At 41.0% G+C, this 16,350-nt stretch carries 12 protein-coding genes; 2 read left to right on the forward strand and 10 right to left on the reverse strand.

Annotation, left to right across the window (positions count from 1 at the left end):
- Positions 1 to 102 precede the first annotated feature (102 nt).
- The 4 genes from MTF64_RS09390 to MTF64_RS09405 form a co-directional block, all read right to left on the reverse strand.
- Positions 103 to 2,808: a DUF2339 domain-containing protein gene (locus MTF64_RS09390; protein ID WP_248451210.1), complete on the reverse strand. Its 2,706-nt coding sequence runs from the start codon at positions 2,806 to 2,808 to the stop codon at positions 103 to 105.
- A gap of 177 nt (positions 2,809 to 2,985) precedes the next feature.
- Positions 2,986 to 4,347 (reverse strand): hypothetical protein, encoded by a 1,362-nt coding sequence (locus tag MTF64_RS09395; protein WP_248451211.1) that lies wholly within the window; start codon positions 4,345 to 4,347, stop codon positions 2,986 to 2,988.
- 153 nt (positions 4,348 to 4,500) lie between these two features.
- Entirely contained in the window at positions 4,501 to 5,358 is an 858-nt protein-coding gene (locus MTF64_RS09400; RefSeq protein WP_055252904.1) for a GGDEF domain-containing protein, read from the reverse strand.
- A gap of 270 nt (positions 5,359 to 5,628) precedes the next feature.
- Positions 5,629 to 6,213 carry a VTT domain-containing protein gene (locus MTF64_RS09405; RefSeq protein ID WP_248451212.1) on the reverse strand — a complete coding sequence of 195 codons (585 nt, stop codon included), beginning with the start codon at positions 6,211 to 6,213 and terminating at the stop codon, positions 5,629 to 5,631.
- A 189-nt stretch (positions 6,214 to 6,402) separates the two neighbouring features.
- On the opposite strand from MTF64_RS09405, the gene MTF64_RS09410 reads away from it, so the two are divergent.
- Positions 6,403 to 7,638, forward strand: coding sequence for a TMEM143 family protein (locus MTF64_RS09410; protein ID WP_248451213.1), 1,236 nt, complete (start codon positions 6,403 to 6,405; stop codon positions 7,636 to 7,638).
- Positions 7,639 to 7,716: 78 nt separating this feature from the next.
- Here the strand turns inward: MTF64_RS09410 and MTF64_RS09415 are convergent, their stop codons facing one another.
- The 5 genes from MTF64_RS09415 to MTF64_RS09435 form a co-directional block, all read right to left on the reverse strand.
- Positions 7,717 to 10,854: a CusA/CzcA family heavy metal efflux RND transporter gene (locus tag MTF64_RS09415; RefSeq protein WP_248451214.1), complete on the reverse strand. Its 3,138-nt coding sequence runs from the start codon at positions 10,852 to 10,854 to the stop codon at positions 7,717 to 7,719.
- A gap of 8 nt (positions 10,855 to 10,862) precedes the next feature.
- Positions 10,863 to 12,122: an efflux RND transporter periplasmic adaptor subunit gene (locus MTF64_RS09420; protein WP_248451215.1), complete on the reverse strand. Its 1,260-nt coding sequence runs from the start codon at positions 12,120 to 12,122 to the stop codon at positions 10,863 to 10,865.
- Positions 12,119 to 13,381 carry a TolC family protein gene (locus MTF64_RS09425; RefSeq protein WP_248451216.1) on the reverse strand — a complete coding sequence of 421 codons (1,263 nt, stop codon included), beginning with the start codon at positions 13,379 to 13,381 and terminating at the stop codon, positions 12,119 to 12,121. The genes MTF64_RS09420 and MTF64_RS09425 overlap by 4 nt, the downstream gene beginning before the upstream one ends.
- Before the next feature lie 148 nt (positions 13,382 to 13,529).
- On the reverse strand, positions 13,530 to 13,838 hold the full coding sequence (locus MTF64_RS09430) for a hypothetical protein (RefSeq protein ID WP_054982781.1): 309 nt from the start codon (positions 13,836 to 13,838) through the stop codon (positions 13,530 to 13,532).
- 116 nt (positions 13,839 to 13,954) lie between these two features.
- On the reverse strand, positions 13,955 to 14,248 hold the full coding sequence (locus tag MTF64_RS09435; RefSeq protein ID WP_024033207.1) for a metalloregulator ArsR/SmtB family transcription factor: 294 nt from the start codon (positions 14,246 to 14,248) through the stop codon (positions 13,955 to 13,957).
- A gap of 242 nt (positions 14,249 to 14,490) precedes the next feature.
- Between MTF64_RS09435 and MTF64_RS09440 the strand changes: the two genes are divergently transcribed.
- On the forward strand, positions 14,491 to 15,477 hold the full coding sequence (locus MTF64_RS09440) for a permease (RefSeq protein WP_248451217.1): 987 nt from the start codon (positions 14,491 to 14,493) through the stop codon (positions 15,475 to 15,477).
- Here MTF64_RS09440 and MTF64_RS09445 read toward each other — a convergent pair.
- The gene (locus tag MTF64_RS09445; protein ID WP_248451218.1) at positions 15,474 to 16,301 is read right to left on the reverse strand and encodes an AraC family transcriptional regulator; all 828 of its coding nucleotides are present in this window, start codon (positions 16,299 to 16,301) and stop codon (positions 15,474 to 15,476) included. The genes MTF64_RS09440 and MTF64_RS09445 overlap by 4 nt on opposite strands.
- Positions 16,302 to 16,350: the final 49 nt, after the last annotated feature.

Genomic DNA, 16,350 nt, shown 5'->3' on the forward strand with positions numbered 1-16,350 from the left:
CAAGTGCATAAAAAAGACCTGGCGCTTTCGCACCAAGTCTTTCATTAAAACCGTCAACCTATTTCAGGACGGGACAAACCAAGGCGTTGGATCCCTTAATTATTAGGCTGGTTTGGCTTGGCTACGCAGTTTTTGAAATAACCAACTAAGCCCTACTAACGACAAGCCCAAGCCAATAAACGACAGCGCTTTTAAAAGCCCCGTTAAATTAGCCATGTCCACTAAGAATACTTTTAATATAACGGCTGCCAATAATCCTAACCCTATTTTTTGGATTAATAGCTGATTTTTTAAATGCCCTAACACCACAGTAATAGCCCCTAACACAAGCCAAATAACCGAGTAGCTATAAAGCTCTGCGTTGCTTGCACCTGTTGATAAGTAAATATAAGGGCCCTGCCAGTATTGGCGTATAAAGCCATTAATTGCTAACACACTCAATACACCCGCTACTGTGAGTATAAATGGCGCAGCTTTTGTATACAGCGGTTTAATTAACGTATAAAGCCGAAGCACGAGACCCGCAGGCACTAACCAAAGCCAAAATAGCCAATTAAATACAAAATATTCGCCAATATAAATAGAGCTTAAAAATGGGTTGGCGTTTAGCAAGGTGCTCAGTGCAGTAACCCCCGCAGCGCCTGCTAATGCCATGCCTGCCACTTGGTATAATTTAGCTAAGCTACCGGCAATACGAGCACGGTGTAAATATACACAACCCAGTGCAAGCCAATTACAGGTGAGTAAAGCTTGTTCGTAAAAGCTCAAAGAATCAAACTGCGGATAGTGCCCTACCAGTTGATAGCTGGTTTCGGTGGTAATAAATAACGCCAAGCAATGCAGCGCTGCGCCTTCAAGCCAAACTTTTAACTGGGATGCGTTAAAGCATTTGGCTGCAGTGTAAAATAACACCACACACAAAGGATAAACTACTAAGCTCCAGTGTACACCCAATACACTAAGCGCCTCGTAACTTGGGGTCCACGGTGACAATGTAAGGCGAAGTAGTAATGCAGCCACCAGCGCTTTAATAGGCCAATGTGGCATAGGCACCCGATAGCGGTTTATTAACACGCTAATAAGTAAAACTTGAATAGCAAGTGCAATGGTTAGCCCGCTGTCATTTAATAACATAGTAATAGCAAGCGTGATGTTGGCATTTGCCCCCACCCAATATGTAAAGCGTTGAAAAAGCGTTGCGCCACCTATTGCACACTTAATTAAAATGGCGCTACTTGTAAGTAGTATCACTGCCCACAATGGATAGGCTGTGGCCAACGCATGGTTTGGGATTATAGCGTATAAGGTGGCAATCATTATAAATACGCTAAACGAGGCAGTAATATGAAAAGCCAATCGTTTAGGTTGCCACTTTATACCAAAATAAAGCCCATATACGCTCAGCGCTAACCCTAAAAATATAGCGCCACCATATTGGTGCCTAAATATAAATAGCGAGTCAGAATAATCAACATAATAGGAAGGCGTGCTTAATAGCCAGAGTACAGCTATTAACATCGCCACCCCTTGCCATAAATCCCAGCGGCTATTTTTAAGCACTAAAAACAGCAATGTTAATATGCTTAACGCATTTATTATTTGCCACTGTAAGTAGTTAGTACTATCAAAAAGCATAGCCAGTAACAAAGGGACAATACAGGCAAGCATTAAAGGGTTACTAGGGAGTGCGCTTATTAGGCGCTTTAAACTATGTGGGCGAGTTTCAACCACCGCAAGTTTTAACCCCAAGCGTGGCACGGCAATTAAACCAATAATACTTAATAGCCCATACGTGCCCATAAGCCAAATGGTGCTGCTGTTAGCTAAAGTAAAGCCAACAACATACCAGCTCAAATGCCCCGCCCAAAGTAAATACCACAGCCATGCACGCTGTACTTTATGCGCGACCAGCGCAGCAGATAAGCTCACAAACCCAATGTACATATAAAGCGCAAATAAATTATTGCTGCCGGTATTAATCAGCATGGGGACACAATAAGCACCAATAATACCTAGTACGGCCAATACTGGGCCAAGCATTATTGCCATAGCGCTCGCACTGATGGCAATAACCCCAAGTACAACAAATGCTGTTAAAGGGCTGATCATGTTATAGCTGCTATACGCTAATAAGGTCAGTGCAAAGCACGTAATAAAACCCCCACTGGCAAGCGCTGCAGGTATATAGTTATTAAACCCTTCAAATACACTATTTTTGTAATGCATATAAGCTGCGGCTGCAATTAAGCCACCACCAAATAAACCGCCTAGAGTTAATCGCATTGCAGGAGAGAGCAACCCGGCTTCTAAACTGTACTTTGCTAAAAATATACCGCCTAGCGCCAATGCGATTGCGCCTATCCAGGTCATCCAGTTTTGTTCAAAGTCGCTACGCAATTTTTCAAATAAAGAAGTAACAAGTGTGGGTTTGAGATTTTTACTGCCTTGCTTATGTTTATTGGCAGAAGCATTAGCGGGAGGCTTTATTGCTGAAGCTGGCGTTTTTACCTGCCCACGAGGCTGACTTGGCTGATTGGATTGATTAGGACTAACTTGATTAAAAGTCGCCTCATTGCTATTTGCTTGAGCCGTGTCCGCATGTTCAGCTGTGGAGCAATCGGTGCTTTTATCGGCGTTTTCAGCGTGGCTTTGTGCGTTGTTAGCTAATTCTAAACTAAGTACTTTTGCTTTTAATTGGGTAATTTCTTGCTTTAAATTACTAAGTTGTGCAATTGCGACAATACCGCAAATAGCACCGGCCATTATTGCAAATGCAAATAAACCCACTATTCCTAAAAACTCATCCATGGCACGCTCTTTTTATTTATTATGTTATGAGTGTACCTAAAATTTTTAAAAGTTATAGCAATCTGCTTATATATGGGTTTATTTAATGTAAACAAAATCACGCTACAGCTAGGCAAAAAAAAAGCCCCAAACAATAATGCTTAGGGCTTTTACTTTCTAGAACGTGTTACATGTTACTTATTCTACGCTGTCTGTAATTGTGCGCGTTACACTCATTTTAAAGCCTGAACCGGTTGTCTCATCGTGCTCTAAAATTAAGATATAGTTACCTTCTTCGGTAAAATCTATATCGCTTTGTTGAATTAACACTATTTGTTGGCCGTTATCTTCGTATACGGCATACACAGTGTAAGCTTCATCATCTACATCAATTTCTTCTTGATCGTATCTATCTAAGCCATCAATTACATTGGTGGCGTCATCAACAGTTTCACCATTTAAGGTAAAGTACACGTCAACTTCGCTTACTGTTTGCCCTGCGTAGCTTTCAATTAGGTTAACAACCGAAATAGTATGGCTATAGCTGCTAGGTGTTAGGTTTTCCTCAACACTCATCATGCGTAAACCATTATCGACATCGTTGTAAAAAACGCCTACCGCACTTTGCTCGCGCTCTAGGGTCATTAAAAAGTTATCGGCAAGCTTAGTGCCCTCTTCATCGTACATTGCAACGCTGTAACTGTTTGGCGAAAGCTCAATGTAATCGGTGTAGGTATCGCTTGCGACCGTATTGGTATCGTTAACTGTGGTGCCACGGGTCGTGCTAAAGCTAACTGGCGAGTAATCGTCAACGGTATTTATAAAGCGCAATTGGCCTAACGCTGATTGGTGCTTTAGTGCTGTAACATAGTTATTGTCAGTCACAATATCGAGCGTGATACCATTTTCTTCTGTTGCATAGCTTGGGCGGATCATGGCTACGTAGCTTTCTTCATCGTAAAAATAAACCGACTCCGACTCATACACTACATCAGTGCTACCTGCCTCAGTGATATAAATTGTGTAGTAACCCTCATCAAGGGTTTGTAAATCTAGCTCACTCAAATACTGTGTTGATGTAAATAGTTCAGCACTTTCAAATACGCCATCATCGGTTGCTAGGTAAATATCGTAGCTAGTGTCTTCACTGGTGATATTGTAAAAGCCTAAGTTAAACTCATCTGTATCACTTGAAATGGGCACACTTAGCTCTGTGAACGTAGGTTCGTCAAAGTTACCGCTCATTACAATTAGTTCGGTTTTGTCACCTTTGATTGATACTTCTTGTTCGCTAATTGTAATGTAGCTGTCGTTTGCATCTAAGTATTCAAAGCTTAAATCGTAAGTGCCGGTGCTGTAATTATGACGCGTGGTTACATCAGCAAAATCAGTGCCTGAGCGCTCAGTTTCGTCTACAAATAAACGCGTATATGGGCTGTTATAAGAGCCATTATATAATTGTACGTAGCCTGTATCACTTGAGCCGTCGCTGCCGCCACAACCAACTAGAATAGACATTAAACTTAGAGGTAAAGCAGCTTTCAACAGAGAGTTGGTCATTAAAGTTTCCTTATTATTAAAATCACTATTATGACTTCTTTGCTGCATTTTAATTTCATAGTTTACAAAGTATTACCCTCGCTGACAGTTCCTTACGAAAACGTTTAAAAGTGTAATAAATGTGCAAATAATAAGGATATTTGCGTAGAAAGCTTAAGGGGCTATTTTATATTGATCTCGGCCATTATTTTTAGCAACGTATAAAGCCATGTCTGCCCGCTTCATTACCTTGTCGAGGGGCTCGTTAGCGCTTTGCAGCGCCATACCAATACTTACGGTAAGCTGTTTGACCTGTTTAACTTTAATATTGTGTGCAATGTCTATTAGTTGCCCACAAAATTCAGCCGCTTGGCTTATATTACCGGTAGGCAAATAGCCGCCAAACTCCTCACCGCCTAAACGAGCAAATACTGCATTATTAACAAATGCACTATTATACTTAGTAGCTAACTGCTGTAGTACTAAGTCACCCTCATCATGGCCAAACTCATCATTAATAGCCTTAAAATGATCAATATCTATAATTAAAATAACGTAAGGCGTACTAGGGGCAGTTTTAACATGCCGATAAAAATAGCGTCTATTATGTACTTGTGTAAGATCGTCCGTTATCAACTCGTGCGCTAAACGGTTATGTATACTTTGTACAAAACGCATGGTCTTAAATAACCCATAGGCGGTAAAAAGCATTCCCATGGTTCTGCATAAGTCTTCAAAATAAACACTCATCCAATAAGGCTGCACAACTAATTCATCTATTACATCAGCTGTTGTACCCATACTCCATAGCAATAAACCTAAAGTAGAAAACACGTACGCTTGTTTTGAAAGCTCAGAGCATTGCACTATCCAAAATAAAAATACGAGCACGATGAGATTGCAAAAATCGGTAGTAAAACCGTACACGTTATTTTGCACATCTAAAGGGGGGAAAGTATTTAAAGCATAAAGCGAGAAGGTAATGATATAAAGCAATAATGCTATACTTACCGCTTTATTTACCCAACTCATTTTATAAAAGTTTGAGAATCTAACAGTAAGTTTTACAGTTTCAATCATATGCTGTAGTTATTTGGTGCGTTATTAACAAACTATAGCATATAAGAAAAAACCGTTATGAAAGTGTACCTTAAAGTATTTGTTGCTTTGGTCCTTTAGCATAAAAATGACCTGAGACTAAAGCCAAGTAATGCAAAAAAATACACAGCTCAACTATAGAACTGCAGCTTTGGTATCAAGCTGCAGTTATGGCGTAGTGTAGTTAACTTTAGAGTTTAAAAGCTATATTAGGGTGCTTATACCCCACAATGCCAATACTAAAATAGTAATAGCAATCATCGCTTTAGTTTTATGTTTACTGATTATTTGTTCAGCTTTATTACCTGCGTAATACACCACTATTGCTAATCCAAAATAGCGAATTGAACGAGCAATACCAGAGGCTAATAAAAACAAACCAATAGAGTATTTTGTAGCCCCAGCGGCAAGCATCGCAATTTGAAACGGAATGGGCACAATGCCCAGCGTCATTACAAACCAAAACCCTTGATTTTGCATTTGCTGCTTAACATTTTCAAATTGCTCTTGGCTTGAAAACATTTCAATAACCCAGTCACCTATAGCGTCAAATAGGTAATAACCCAGCGCATAACCGAATAAAGCACCAATCACGCACCCAACTGTAGCCATAAGCGCTATTAACCACAGCTTCTCACGACGCGCTTGCATAAGAGGCACAAGCACTGCTTCAAGCGGAATAGGGACTATCGTAGATTCTAAAAACGACGCTACGGTAATACCTGTTAGCATATGTTTAGAATCTATAAAGTGCCGTGTTTTTTCTTTTAGTTTTTTTTGAATAGCCATGTAAATCCTTTTTTGCTTGTGATGATAAGCCGTTGCTCAATGGGTTAATTCTTACATATTTACGTTAATACACGCTGAAAACAGTTAAAGATTTAACCCCCATATAACTGTTAACAAATTAGCAATATTTATAAGAATATTTTATTATGTGCCAATGCAGTTAAATACCCACCAAAGCAGTTAAAATTTATGCAAAGTGCACGTTTTATCCCCTTTAGAAAACAAGATATTGTTGATATGTGCAGCGCTGAGCTCACAAACAACTCAGAGCAAACATCGTTTAAACAATTTTGCGATTTACTAGCAAGTCTTATTCATTACGATTACCATTCAACACTTGAGTCGCTCAAAAATAACTACGCGCCCTTTGATCCCAATAGCGACACGCGATCTTTAGCGCCAGTATCAGCTGATCAAAAAGCGCAGTGCCAACGCGAATTTGCTAAAGATTTTGCTAAGGTACTTAATGCAGCTAACTTTGAAGTGATCACCCATCAAGACCTGCAAGATGCACTCAACGAAGAATCCCTTTTTAAAGTACGCCTTGAGGTAGAGTTTGACGACTTTGAAGAAGTGGTTTTTTATCGCCGTGGCGAGTCGCAACTCACTGAAACCATAACCAGCTTTTGGGGCTTGCGTAAAAAGCCCCTGCACTTTACCAATTACGACCGCGTTGCGGTGTTTATTCGCTTTAAAGATAAAGCCTACTTTGAGGCTAAAAATAAAACGCCTTTAGGGTTTGAGCCAAGCTCTACCATAGTTAAGCTGTTTCAAAATGTACCCAAAGCCGACCTTGAAATGCTATTTCCGAATAGCGAAGTACGTATGCGCCCTATTGATAAAGTGATTATTGGCTCATCGGCTTTAGTAGGCGGTGCTGTGGTATTAATTACTAAGCTTGGCGCATCTATTTTATTGTTATTTGCTTTATTTGCTTTTTGGGGTGGCTTTAGAAGTGAAGCCGTAGAAATGACCCAACAACACTTTATTACCTTTGCTATTGGAATGGGGGTTTTTGGCAGCTTTATTTTTAAAGAGTGGAGTAAATTTAAAAACCGTAAAATTAAATTTATGAAAGCGCTAAGCGATAACCTCTACTTTAAAAATCTAGATAACAATGCCGGTGTTTTTCATACCCTTATAGACGCCGCCGAAGAAGAAGACATAAAAGAAGCCCTGCTTGCCTATACATTTTTATTAAAATCAGAAAGTGGCTTAAGCGCACAGGCGCTTGATGAGCAAATAGAGGCGTGGTTTAAAACAAAGTATAAATGCGAACTCGACTTTGAAATTAGCGATGCGCTTGAAAAGCTCACTCGGATGCGTTTAGTAACCAGCACTAACAATGTGTATAGTGCAATAAATTTAGATCATGCAAAAACTATTTTGGATGAGCGCTGGGATAACCTGTTTCAATATAATTAATCTGCAATGTTTACCTAACAACAAAAAAGCAACTGTAATTACAGCTGCTTTTTACATTACTTAACAAGATGCAATTAGCTAAGCAGCTTGATGCCTAATAAATTTTGCATGCACTAATTTATAAAGCGCAGGTAATATTAATAGCGTTAGTAGAGTTGATGAAATAATTCCGCCAACCACAACCGTTGCCAGCGGCCTTTGTAGCTCAGCGCCGGTGCCTGTATTTAGCGCCATAGGAATAAACCCTAAACTCGCCACTAAAGCCGTCATAAGTACTGGTCGCAAGCGCGAAAGCGCACCGGTTTGTATTGCATCTATCAAACTAAGCCCATCAGCTCTTAACTGTTTAATAAACGACAGCATAACCACACCATTTAATACCGCTACACCACTTAGCGCGATAAACCCCACACCTGCCGATATTGATAACGGCATATCACGTAAAAGCAACGCAAGCACACCACCACTAAGCGCAAGTGGTACGCCACTAAATATAATAAACGAATCACGCAGTGAATTAAACGCGCTATAAAGCAGGCCAAATATAAGTAATAAAGTAACCGGTACCACCAGCGATAGCCGCTTACTTGCTGATTCTAACTGCTCAAACGTGCCGCCATATTCAATCCAATAACCACTAGGTAAATTAAGCTGCGAATATAAAGCGGCTTGCGCGTCGCTTACAAAGCTTGCTAAATCGCGCCCTTCTACATTTGCAGTTACTACAACATTACGCTTACCGCTTTCGCGGTTGATTTGATTAGGTCCTTTATTAATACTAATATTTGCAACTTCGCCCAGCGGTACAAATGCAAGGTCGGGATTAGCACTTTTTGGCACAGCTACAGGCAAACGCGCAAGCTGTGTTATATCGCTCGACCAACGCTCATCTAAACGCACTAATAACGAAAAGCGTTTATCGCCTTCATAAATTAACCCAGTTTGCACACCACCTATAGCAGCACTTACACTTTGCTGTATATCGGTTACTGTTAAACCTAGCAGCGCCATGTGGTCGCGAAGCGGCGTAACCGAAAGCGTAGGCAGGCCTTCCATTTGCTCAAGGCGTACGTCGGTTGCACCAGTAATATTTTGTACCAAGGCTGTGGCTTTTTCGCCATACTCTTTCAATGTTGATAAATCATCGCCATAAATACGCACAGCCACATCGGCGCGCACGCCAGCAATTAGCTCGTTAAAGCGCATTTCTATTGGTTGGGTAAACTCATAGTTGTTACCTGGTACTTCATTGACTAAATGACGAATTTGCTTAACCAGTTCTTCTTTAGGTAAAGCAGGATTTGGCCATTGATCGCGAGGTTTTAACATTAAAAAGGTGTCGGCAACGTTAGGTGGCATAGGATCGTTTGCTACATCGGGCGTACCAATTTTTGAAAATACTTTTGCCACCTCCGGCTTAGCTAAAATGGCTTGCTCTAGCTCTTTTTGCATTTTTACCGATTGCTCAATACCGGTACCGGTAATACGCAGTGCATGCATGGCTATATCACCCTCATCAAGTTGCGGTAAAAACTCAGCGCCCATATTTTTAACTTTAAAGCCAAGTGCAATCACTAAAACACCCGCAATACATACCATCACCCACGGTAGTTTTAGCGATAAGCCAAGTAGCGGTTTATAACCTTTTTTAATACCGCGCATAACTGCATTTTCGCTTTCACTCACCTTACCGCGTACAAATACCGCAATAGCGGCAGGTACAAAGGTAACGGCAAAAATAAGTGCGCCAACTAGTGCAGCTACAACGGTAAATGCCATTGGCTGAAACATTTTCCCTTCAACCCCGCTTAGTGCAAACAGCGGTAAATACACCAGCATAATAATTAAAATGCCAAATACTGCTGGGCTGAACACTTCTTTAGTGGCGGCGGTTACCACATTTAAACGCTCGTTTAGTGTAAGTAGCCTGCCATGTTTATGCTGCGCAAGGCCAAGTTGCCTTAAACAGTTTTCAACCACAATTACTGCGCCATCAACAATTAAACCAAAATCGATTGCGCCTAAGCTCATTAAGTTACCCGACACTCTATTACCTACCATACCGGTAATGGCAAATAACATACTAAGCGGAATAACCATGGCCGTAATCAATGCGCCAGTTACGTTACCCAGTAGTAGCAGTAAAATAACAACCACCAACACCGCACCTTCAAACAGGTTCGTTTTTACAGTGTCTATGGTTTTATCAACAAGGGTTGTTCTGTCGTACACGGGCTCAACCACTACACCAGCTGGTAAGCTAAGTTGTACATCTTTAAGTTTTTCAGCCATGGCTTTTGCCACTACGCGGCTGTTTTCACCAATGAGCATCATGGCGGTGCCAAGCACGGTTTCTTTACCATTATAAGTAGCGGCGCCGGTTCTGAGCTCTTTGCCTAAACGCACGTTCGCCACATCTTTTATGCGAACGGGTGCATCATCGCGCTTAGCAACCACGGTATTGGCTATATCATCAATGGTTTTTAATTGCCCTGGTGAGCGCACTAAATATTGCCCGTCAAAACGCTCTATAAACCCTGCACCTTGGTTACTATTATTTAATTTAAGTGCTGTAATAACATCGCTTAGCGTGAGCTTATAAGCGAGTAGCTTTTCAGGCATGGGCGCTACTTGGTACTGGCGCTCAAAACCCCCTTGGCTGTTTATTTCGGTAACGCCTTTTACTTTTAATAGCTGCGGGCGAATAACCCAATCTTGCAGGGTACGTAAATCTTCTGCATTAAATGGCGTACCATCATCTTTTAATGCACCGTTATTTGCATGCACAGAATAAGTAAAAACCTCCCCTAATCCGCTGGCAATTGGCCCTAAGTTTGGTTCAATATTGGCAGGTAAATCTGATCGAATACTTTGAATGCGCTCTGATATTTGCTGGCGCGCCCAGTAAATATCGGTGCCTTCATTAAAAATAACGGTAACTTGCGAAAGCCCATAACGCGAAATTGAGCGGGTGTAATCAAGCTTAGGAATACCCGCCATTGCAGTTTCAATCAAATATGTAATGCGCTGCTCGGCTTCAAGCGGGGTAAAGCCCGGCGCTTTGGTATTTATTTGCACTTGCACATTAGTTATATCGGGTACGGCATCAACGGCTAAATTTTGTGTGTTGTATACGCCAAACCCAGCAAATAAAAGTGTGAGCGCAAGCACCATCATGCGGCGCTTAACCGCAAACGAAACTATCCAGTTAATCATGTTGCCTCCTAGTGAGAGTGACTTGCGCCGCTTTTTAAAATATCGGCTTTAATTACATAACTGTTCTCAGTTACGTACTCACTGGTTGGCGAAAGCCCTTCGAGCACTTCTACCCATTCGCTGTTTTTAGCACCGAGTTTTACTGGGCGTACTTCAAACACATTGCCGCTTTTAATAAACACGCTAGGATTGCCATTAAATTCCTGAACAGCAATCGCTTTAACGCGTACAGCCGCATCTATTTTTGCAATGCTAATATCACTATTAACATGCATACCAGGTCGCCAATGGCCATCAGGGTTTTTAAGCTCGATTCGCGCACGTGCAATATGCCCGCCACTCATCATTGGGGCTATGTAAAACACCTCACCTTGGGCATTTAAATGATGATGTAAGTCATACACTGTAGCACTTTGCCCTATGGCGAGCTTTTCAATGTTATCGGGAAAGGCCGACAGCTCAACCCATACGGTTTCAAGGTTTACTATTTGCATTAAAGCGCTACTGGCAAGCTCACCGCGCTTTAAATATTGCTCGGTAATAACGCCTGTAATTGGGCTTTTTATGGTGTAATTTTGTAGGGTTTCGCGGTTGGTTATGCTGGCGAGCTTATCGCCTTTTTTAACGTTTTGACCAATGCTTACAAAAATATCGTTAACTAAGCCGGTATAAGGTGCCATTACTTCAACGGTGCTCTGCGCAGTGGGTGCTATAACACCAAATAAAGTATCGGTTAGCTCAACGCTACCTGCTTTTGCAATGTCAGTTTTAATACCAGCGCGTTCAATTGCTTTCTCGCTTAGCGTTGTGCGCCCTTCTTCTTGCTCATAATGATAATTTATTTCAGCGCCTTTATAGCGAGCCATTACATCAAGCTTAAAAGAATGCGGCTCGTTTACGCTCACGGTACTTACTAAGTAGTCATCTTCAGCTTTAAAGCGAATAAGCTTTGGCGCTTCACCTAAACGCTGCACGTTTATGGTTACCTCTAACTGGTTTATATCAACGGCTTTACCGTTCTTAAACCCATATATTCGCAGCTCGGTATTACCGGCAAACTGGGTTAATTTAAGCTCTAAATCAAGGGCGTTATTGGTTAGTAAAAAGCCGCCGTGTGGGCCTTTTTGTGTGTGTTCGTCTTTATGGCCTTGTCCGTGGCTGTCACCATGACTTTCTTCGTGATTGTCATCAGATGCCATAGCCATGCTACTTAAAAATGGGAGTGTAAGTAATTGCGTAATTAATAATGCGATAAGAGTTTTATTCATGATTGATGAGTCTCAATTAAAGGTTGGCCAGTTAAACGTTCAAGGGTAAGGAGCACTTGGTATAGCTCGCTATGCGTTATGATAAGTGCGCGTTTAGAATCAAATAAAGCTTGCTGTGCGTCGAGTAATTGCAATACCGATATTTGCCCTTGTTGATAGCTTTTTAAACTTTGTTTTATGAGCGTTTGCGCTTGTGGAATAACCTGCTGTGTTAAAAGCTGTGCTTGCGCCGCTTTACCTTGGTAATACGCATAGAGCGTGCGTATTTGCTTACGTAACTGTATACGTAATTGCCCTTGTTGCTCATTAAGTAGCGTAAGCTGATGCTGCGCAGCCTCAATATTACCGCCATTAGCGTTACTTAATTGCAGCGGCATTGAAAACGAAAACACTAACGAGCTGGCATCAGTTTGCTGGTTATATCGCACACCACCACCCAAGGTTAAATCACTTTGACCCGTTGATTTTTGCAGTGCTAAATTAGCCGTTTGTTGCATGTATTGCTGCTGTAGTAGTGCAAATTCTGGTGCTGTATTTACCATATCAAGTAGCGCGGCTTCACTTTTAATAGCAGCTATTTTTGATAAATCTCCCGCATAGTAATCACTCACTTGCTCCTCTTGCCAAAGCTCATTGAGTGCTAAGCGAGAGCGCTCAAATTCACTTTGTAGCATGGCCGTGTTTAAATCTACTTGGCTTAATGCATAACGCATGCGGGTTACATCAGCACTTGAGACCGCACCGGCTTTAGCGCGTTTTTCAATTGCGTTGAGTGCCTGCTTAACAGTGTTTTTACGCTCACTGTTTAGTGCAATTAACGCCTGAAATTTTAATACTTGGTAATAACGCTCAGCGGTGGTTGCTAAAAGTGCTAACCGAGTATTTTTATACTCAATTGTTTGCGCTTTTATATTTGCAGTAGCGTAATTAATACGATTTTGGCGTTTATCGCCAAGCTCAATTAACTGGCTTAAAGCCAGCGTGTACTGCGCCCCCGAAAACGCATGAGAGCCATGAGTTCCTAAAAAGTTTTCAGCTTCAAAGCTAAGCTCAGGGTTAGGTGAAAGCGCGGCTTGGCTTTTAAGCGCGGTTAATATTTTTTGATGGTACGGGTAGCGTTTAAGCTGTAAGTTTTGCTGCTCCGTATTTTTAAGCGCCTGCTTTAGCGTTAATACGTTTTGAGGCTCGCTTTTTGCCAAAGCGCTCAGTGTTGGTAGTGCACACAGTAGCGCCACCAGCATAAGTAGTTTTTTGTTCATATAGCATATCCGTTTTAACAAACAGAGTTGGCTTAATCACTATGCCTATTTTAAAAACAAGCGCGATTAAGCAACCTAAATATGTACTTAACTAGCCTTGTAGCGCACAGGCGCAGGCAGTTATATACAAAGTGTTTAAAATTAAAAACTAGCTATAAAAATTGGGTGGCGGAACATCTGGTGGGTAATTTAAACCATTGTAGCAAGCAGGCTGAGCTGCTTGGCTTTTTTCAGGGTTTATAGAGTGATTTAGTGTACTGTAGTAACCACAGTGGCAATGTTGATGGGCATGAATTTCGGTAGGTGGTTGCGCGTCTTCATCGTTTGTATCGGCCACAGACTGAATGTGCGAAGCATGATCGACTTCTTCTTGTAAATGATACGCGGCAGCATCACAGCTAATAAAGCTGTGTACAAGCACAAGAAGTATCACGACTAAAAAGTAGTTTGAGCGCATCCATTACCTAATTAAATTTAAAGTAGGTTCCTATTTTACAAACTAGGAACAGCGGCATATTAAACCCGCACGCGTCTTGAGGTCAATAAACAACGCGCAAAACCGTTGATAAAAGTTTACTGCCCTTCGTCTACACAACATTCGTTTTGTAAAAAACCAATTACATCGTCTAAGCGCTGGTACATAGCCACGCAATAAAGCGTGCGCCCTTCGCGCCTTTGGCTAATTAGCCCAGCATTAACTAAGCCCGATATATGGTGCGAAAGTGTAGAGCCCGCCATGCTTAGCTCTTCTTGTATATTGCCAACACTAATTCCAGTGTGCCCTGCTTTAACTACACGCTTATATATAGTTAAACGCGTAGGATGGCCTAATTCTTTTAATGCTTTTGCAACGTCGATAATTTCCATTACAACCTCGTAATTTCTAAATTATTAGAAATAATAACAATTTGAATCTTTAAATACAGCTTTATTAGCAAGTTACCTTAAAAGTTAAAAAATAAAACATTTAGAAACAAGGGCATAAAAATTATTTCTATATATCTAGAAATAAAGTATTGACGATATTATTGCCCATCAATATACTTCCATAAAATTCGAAATATAACTTACTTAACGTAAGTTATACCTTGTGTACTTTGGAGTGCGTTATGAGTAATGAAATGCTAGCAATGGCAAAAGAGGCGTTAGGCATGTTTGCCTTTTTAGCTACAGAGTTAACTATTTTATTTATTGTTATTAGTTATTTAGTGGGTGTTTTACAGCTATTTATAACACCCGAAAAAATTCAATCTATTTTAAGTTCAAAAAACGGTAAGGGCTACATTGTTGCTGCTTTATTGGGGGCTATTACACCATTTTGTTCGTGCTCAACCATTCCGTTTTTAAAAGGATTATTAAGAGCGAGAGCGGGCTTTGGCCCTATGATGGTATTTTTATTTGGCAGCCCGCTACTTAACCCGGTGATCATTGGGTTATTTGTAATTACCTTTGGCTGGCAGGTCGCTTTATTTTACTTTTTAGTGGCTATGGTGGTGTCGGTTGTAGCAGGCTATACCCTTGAAAAGCTAGGCTTTGAAAGGTATGTAAAACCAGAAGCTTACAGCACAGAATCTACTAGTAGCTGCGCAAAACCAAGCTGTAGTGAGCCTAAAGAAGTTGAACCAAGCTGTGCAACCACAAGCTGCGGCGAACCTAAAGCAATAGAGCCTACTAAAAAAGCGCAGCCTAATCGCTGGGTAAAAGTGTGGCATGCAACCTTTAAAGACTTTAAACAGGTGTTTCCGTACTTAATGCTAGGGGTAGCAATAGGCTCGTTTATTTATGGCTTTATTCCTACCGAGCTAATTGCTAAATATGCGGGCGATGGTATGTGGTATGCCATTCCTATTGCAGCCATTATTGGTATTCCACTTTATATTAGAGCCGAAGCCGTTATTCCGCTAAGTGCCGCATTGGTCAAAAAAGGCATGGCGCTTGGCTCGGTAATGGCATTAATAATTGGCAGCGCGGGCGCAAGCTTAACAGAAGTTATTTTGCTTAAATCAATTTTTAAAAACCAAATGATAGCCGCTTTTTTGTTTGTCATTATTACTATGGCTATTGGTGCAGGCTTTTTATACCAAGCTATTTTTTAAACGCTCATTTTTCTAAACTCAGTGGGTGACACGCCCACTGATTTTTTAAACCGTTTTGAAAAATTAAATATATTAGGGTACCCCACATAAGCGGCAATATGGGCAACCGGCCAGCGGGTATTTAGTAGCAAGTTTTTAGCCCGTTTAATACGTAAGTAAATAAGCTGCTGCATTGGGCTTTTACCAAATTGCGCTTGGCATAACCTATGTAAATGCGGTGCTGAGTAATGTACTTGTTCGCACATAGCCTCTATTGTCCAATCAAACTGCAGGCGCTCTTCTACTTCTAAAAACAAGCTGGTTAATCTGTTGTGTGAGCCTATTTGCGGCTCGCTTTGAAGCGTAGTGTTTAAATAGTGGCTTAAAATAGGCATTACGCCTTCGCGCAAAGTAGCGTTTGCCTCGCTGTATAAAAGCTCCATCGCTAAATGTAATGGCGCTAACTGCTGATTAGTTAATACTTTAGCCTGCGCTAAGTTTAAATGTTGCCAGCGCTTAGTATTTGCAAGGTTTAGCCAAATCACATCCCATTTTTCGCTCGCTATTTTAACCTCAAAACTTTGCCTTGCAGGCAATATAGCTAAGCTATTTTCGGCAAGTGTATATTGGTTATTAATGGTTTTTAGCGTGCCCTGGCCAGCCAAGGTATAAAACAGAGTGTGTTCAAGCGGGTTAGTACGTGCAACACAATAATCACCCAATAAATTTGAGCAACCTGCCAGCTCTATTTCAAGGCTTGGCATTTGCGAAAGCGTGTTTAAATCAATAAACCGCTCTGTACACTCTGGGCCAATATCGAGTACATCTACAATGGTGTTGTGCATAATTTAAAATGATAGTTTTGGATAAATAAAAGAGAGCTTTAAGCATAAC

This window comes from Pseudoalteromonas sp. 2CM41L (assembly GCF_023161905.1).
Taxonomy (GTDB): Bacteria; Pseudomonadota; Gammaproteobacteria; order Enterobacterales; family Alteromonadaceae; genus Pseudoalteromonas; species Pseudoalteromonas atlantica.

Coding starts and splice junctions, on each gene's coding strand:
- MTF64_RS09390 (WP_248451210.1), bottom strand. CDS start 2,808: ATGGATGAGTTTTTAGGAATAGTGGGTTTATTTGCATTTGCAATAATG.
- MTF64_RS09395 (WP_248451211.1), bottom strand. CDS start 4,347: ATGACCAACTCTCTGTTGAAAGCTGCTTTACCTCTAAGTTTAATGTCT.
- MTF64_RS09400 (WP_055252904.1), bottom strand. CDS start 5,358: ATGAGTTGGGTAAATAAAGCGGTAAGTATAGCATTATTGCTTTATATC.
- MTF64_RS09405 (WP_248451212.1), bottom strand. CDS start 6,213: ATGGCTATTCAAAAAAAACTAAAAGAAAAAACACGGCACTTTATAGAT.
- MTF64_RS09410 (WP_248451213.1), top strand. CDS start 6,403: ATGCAAAGTGCACGTTTTATCCCCTTTAGAAAACAAGATATTGTTGAT.
- MTF64_RS09415 (WP_248451214.1), bottom strand. CDS start 10,854: ATGATTAACTGGATAGTTTCGTTTGCGGTTAAGCGCCGCATGATGGTG.
- MTF64_RS09420 (WP_248451215.1), bottom strand. CDS start 12,122: ATGAATAAAACTCTTATCGCATTATTAATTACGCAATTACTTACACTC.
- MTF64_RS09425 (WP_248451216.1), bottom strand. CDS start 13,381: ATGAACAAAAAACTACTTATGCTGGTGGCGCTACTGTGTGCACTACCA.
- MTF64_RS09430 (WP_054982781.1), bottom strand. CDS start 13,838: ATGCGCTCAAACTACTTTTTAGTCGTGATACTTCTTGTGCTTGTACAC.
- MTF64_RS09435 (WP_024033207.1), bottom strand. CDS start 14,248: ATGGAAATTATCGACGTTGCAAAAGCATTAAAAGAATTAGGCCATCCT.
- MTF64_RS09440 (WP_248451217.1), top strand. CDS start 14,491: ATGAGTAATGAAATGCTAGCAATGGCAAAAGAGGCGTTAGGCATGTTT.
- MTF64_RS09445 (WP_248451218.1), bottom strand. CDS start 16,301: ATGCACAACACCATTGTAGATGTACTCGATATTGGCCCAGAGTGTACA.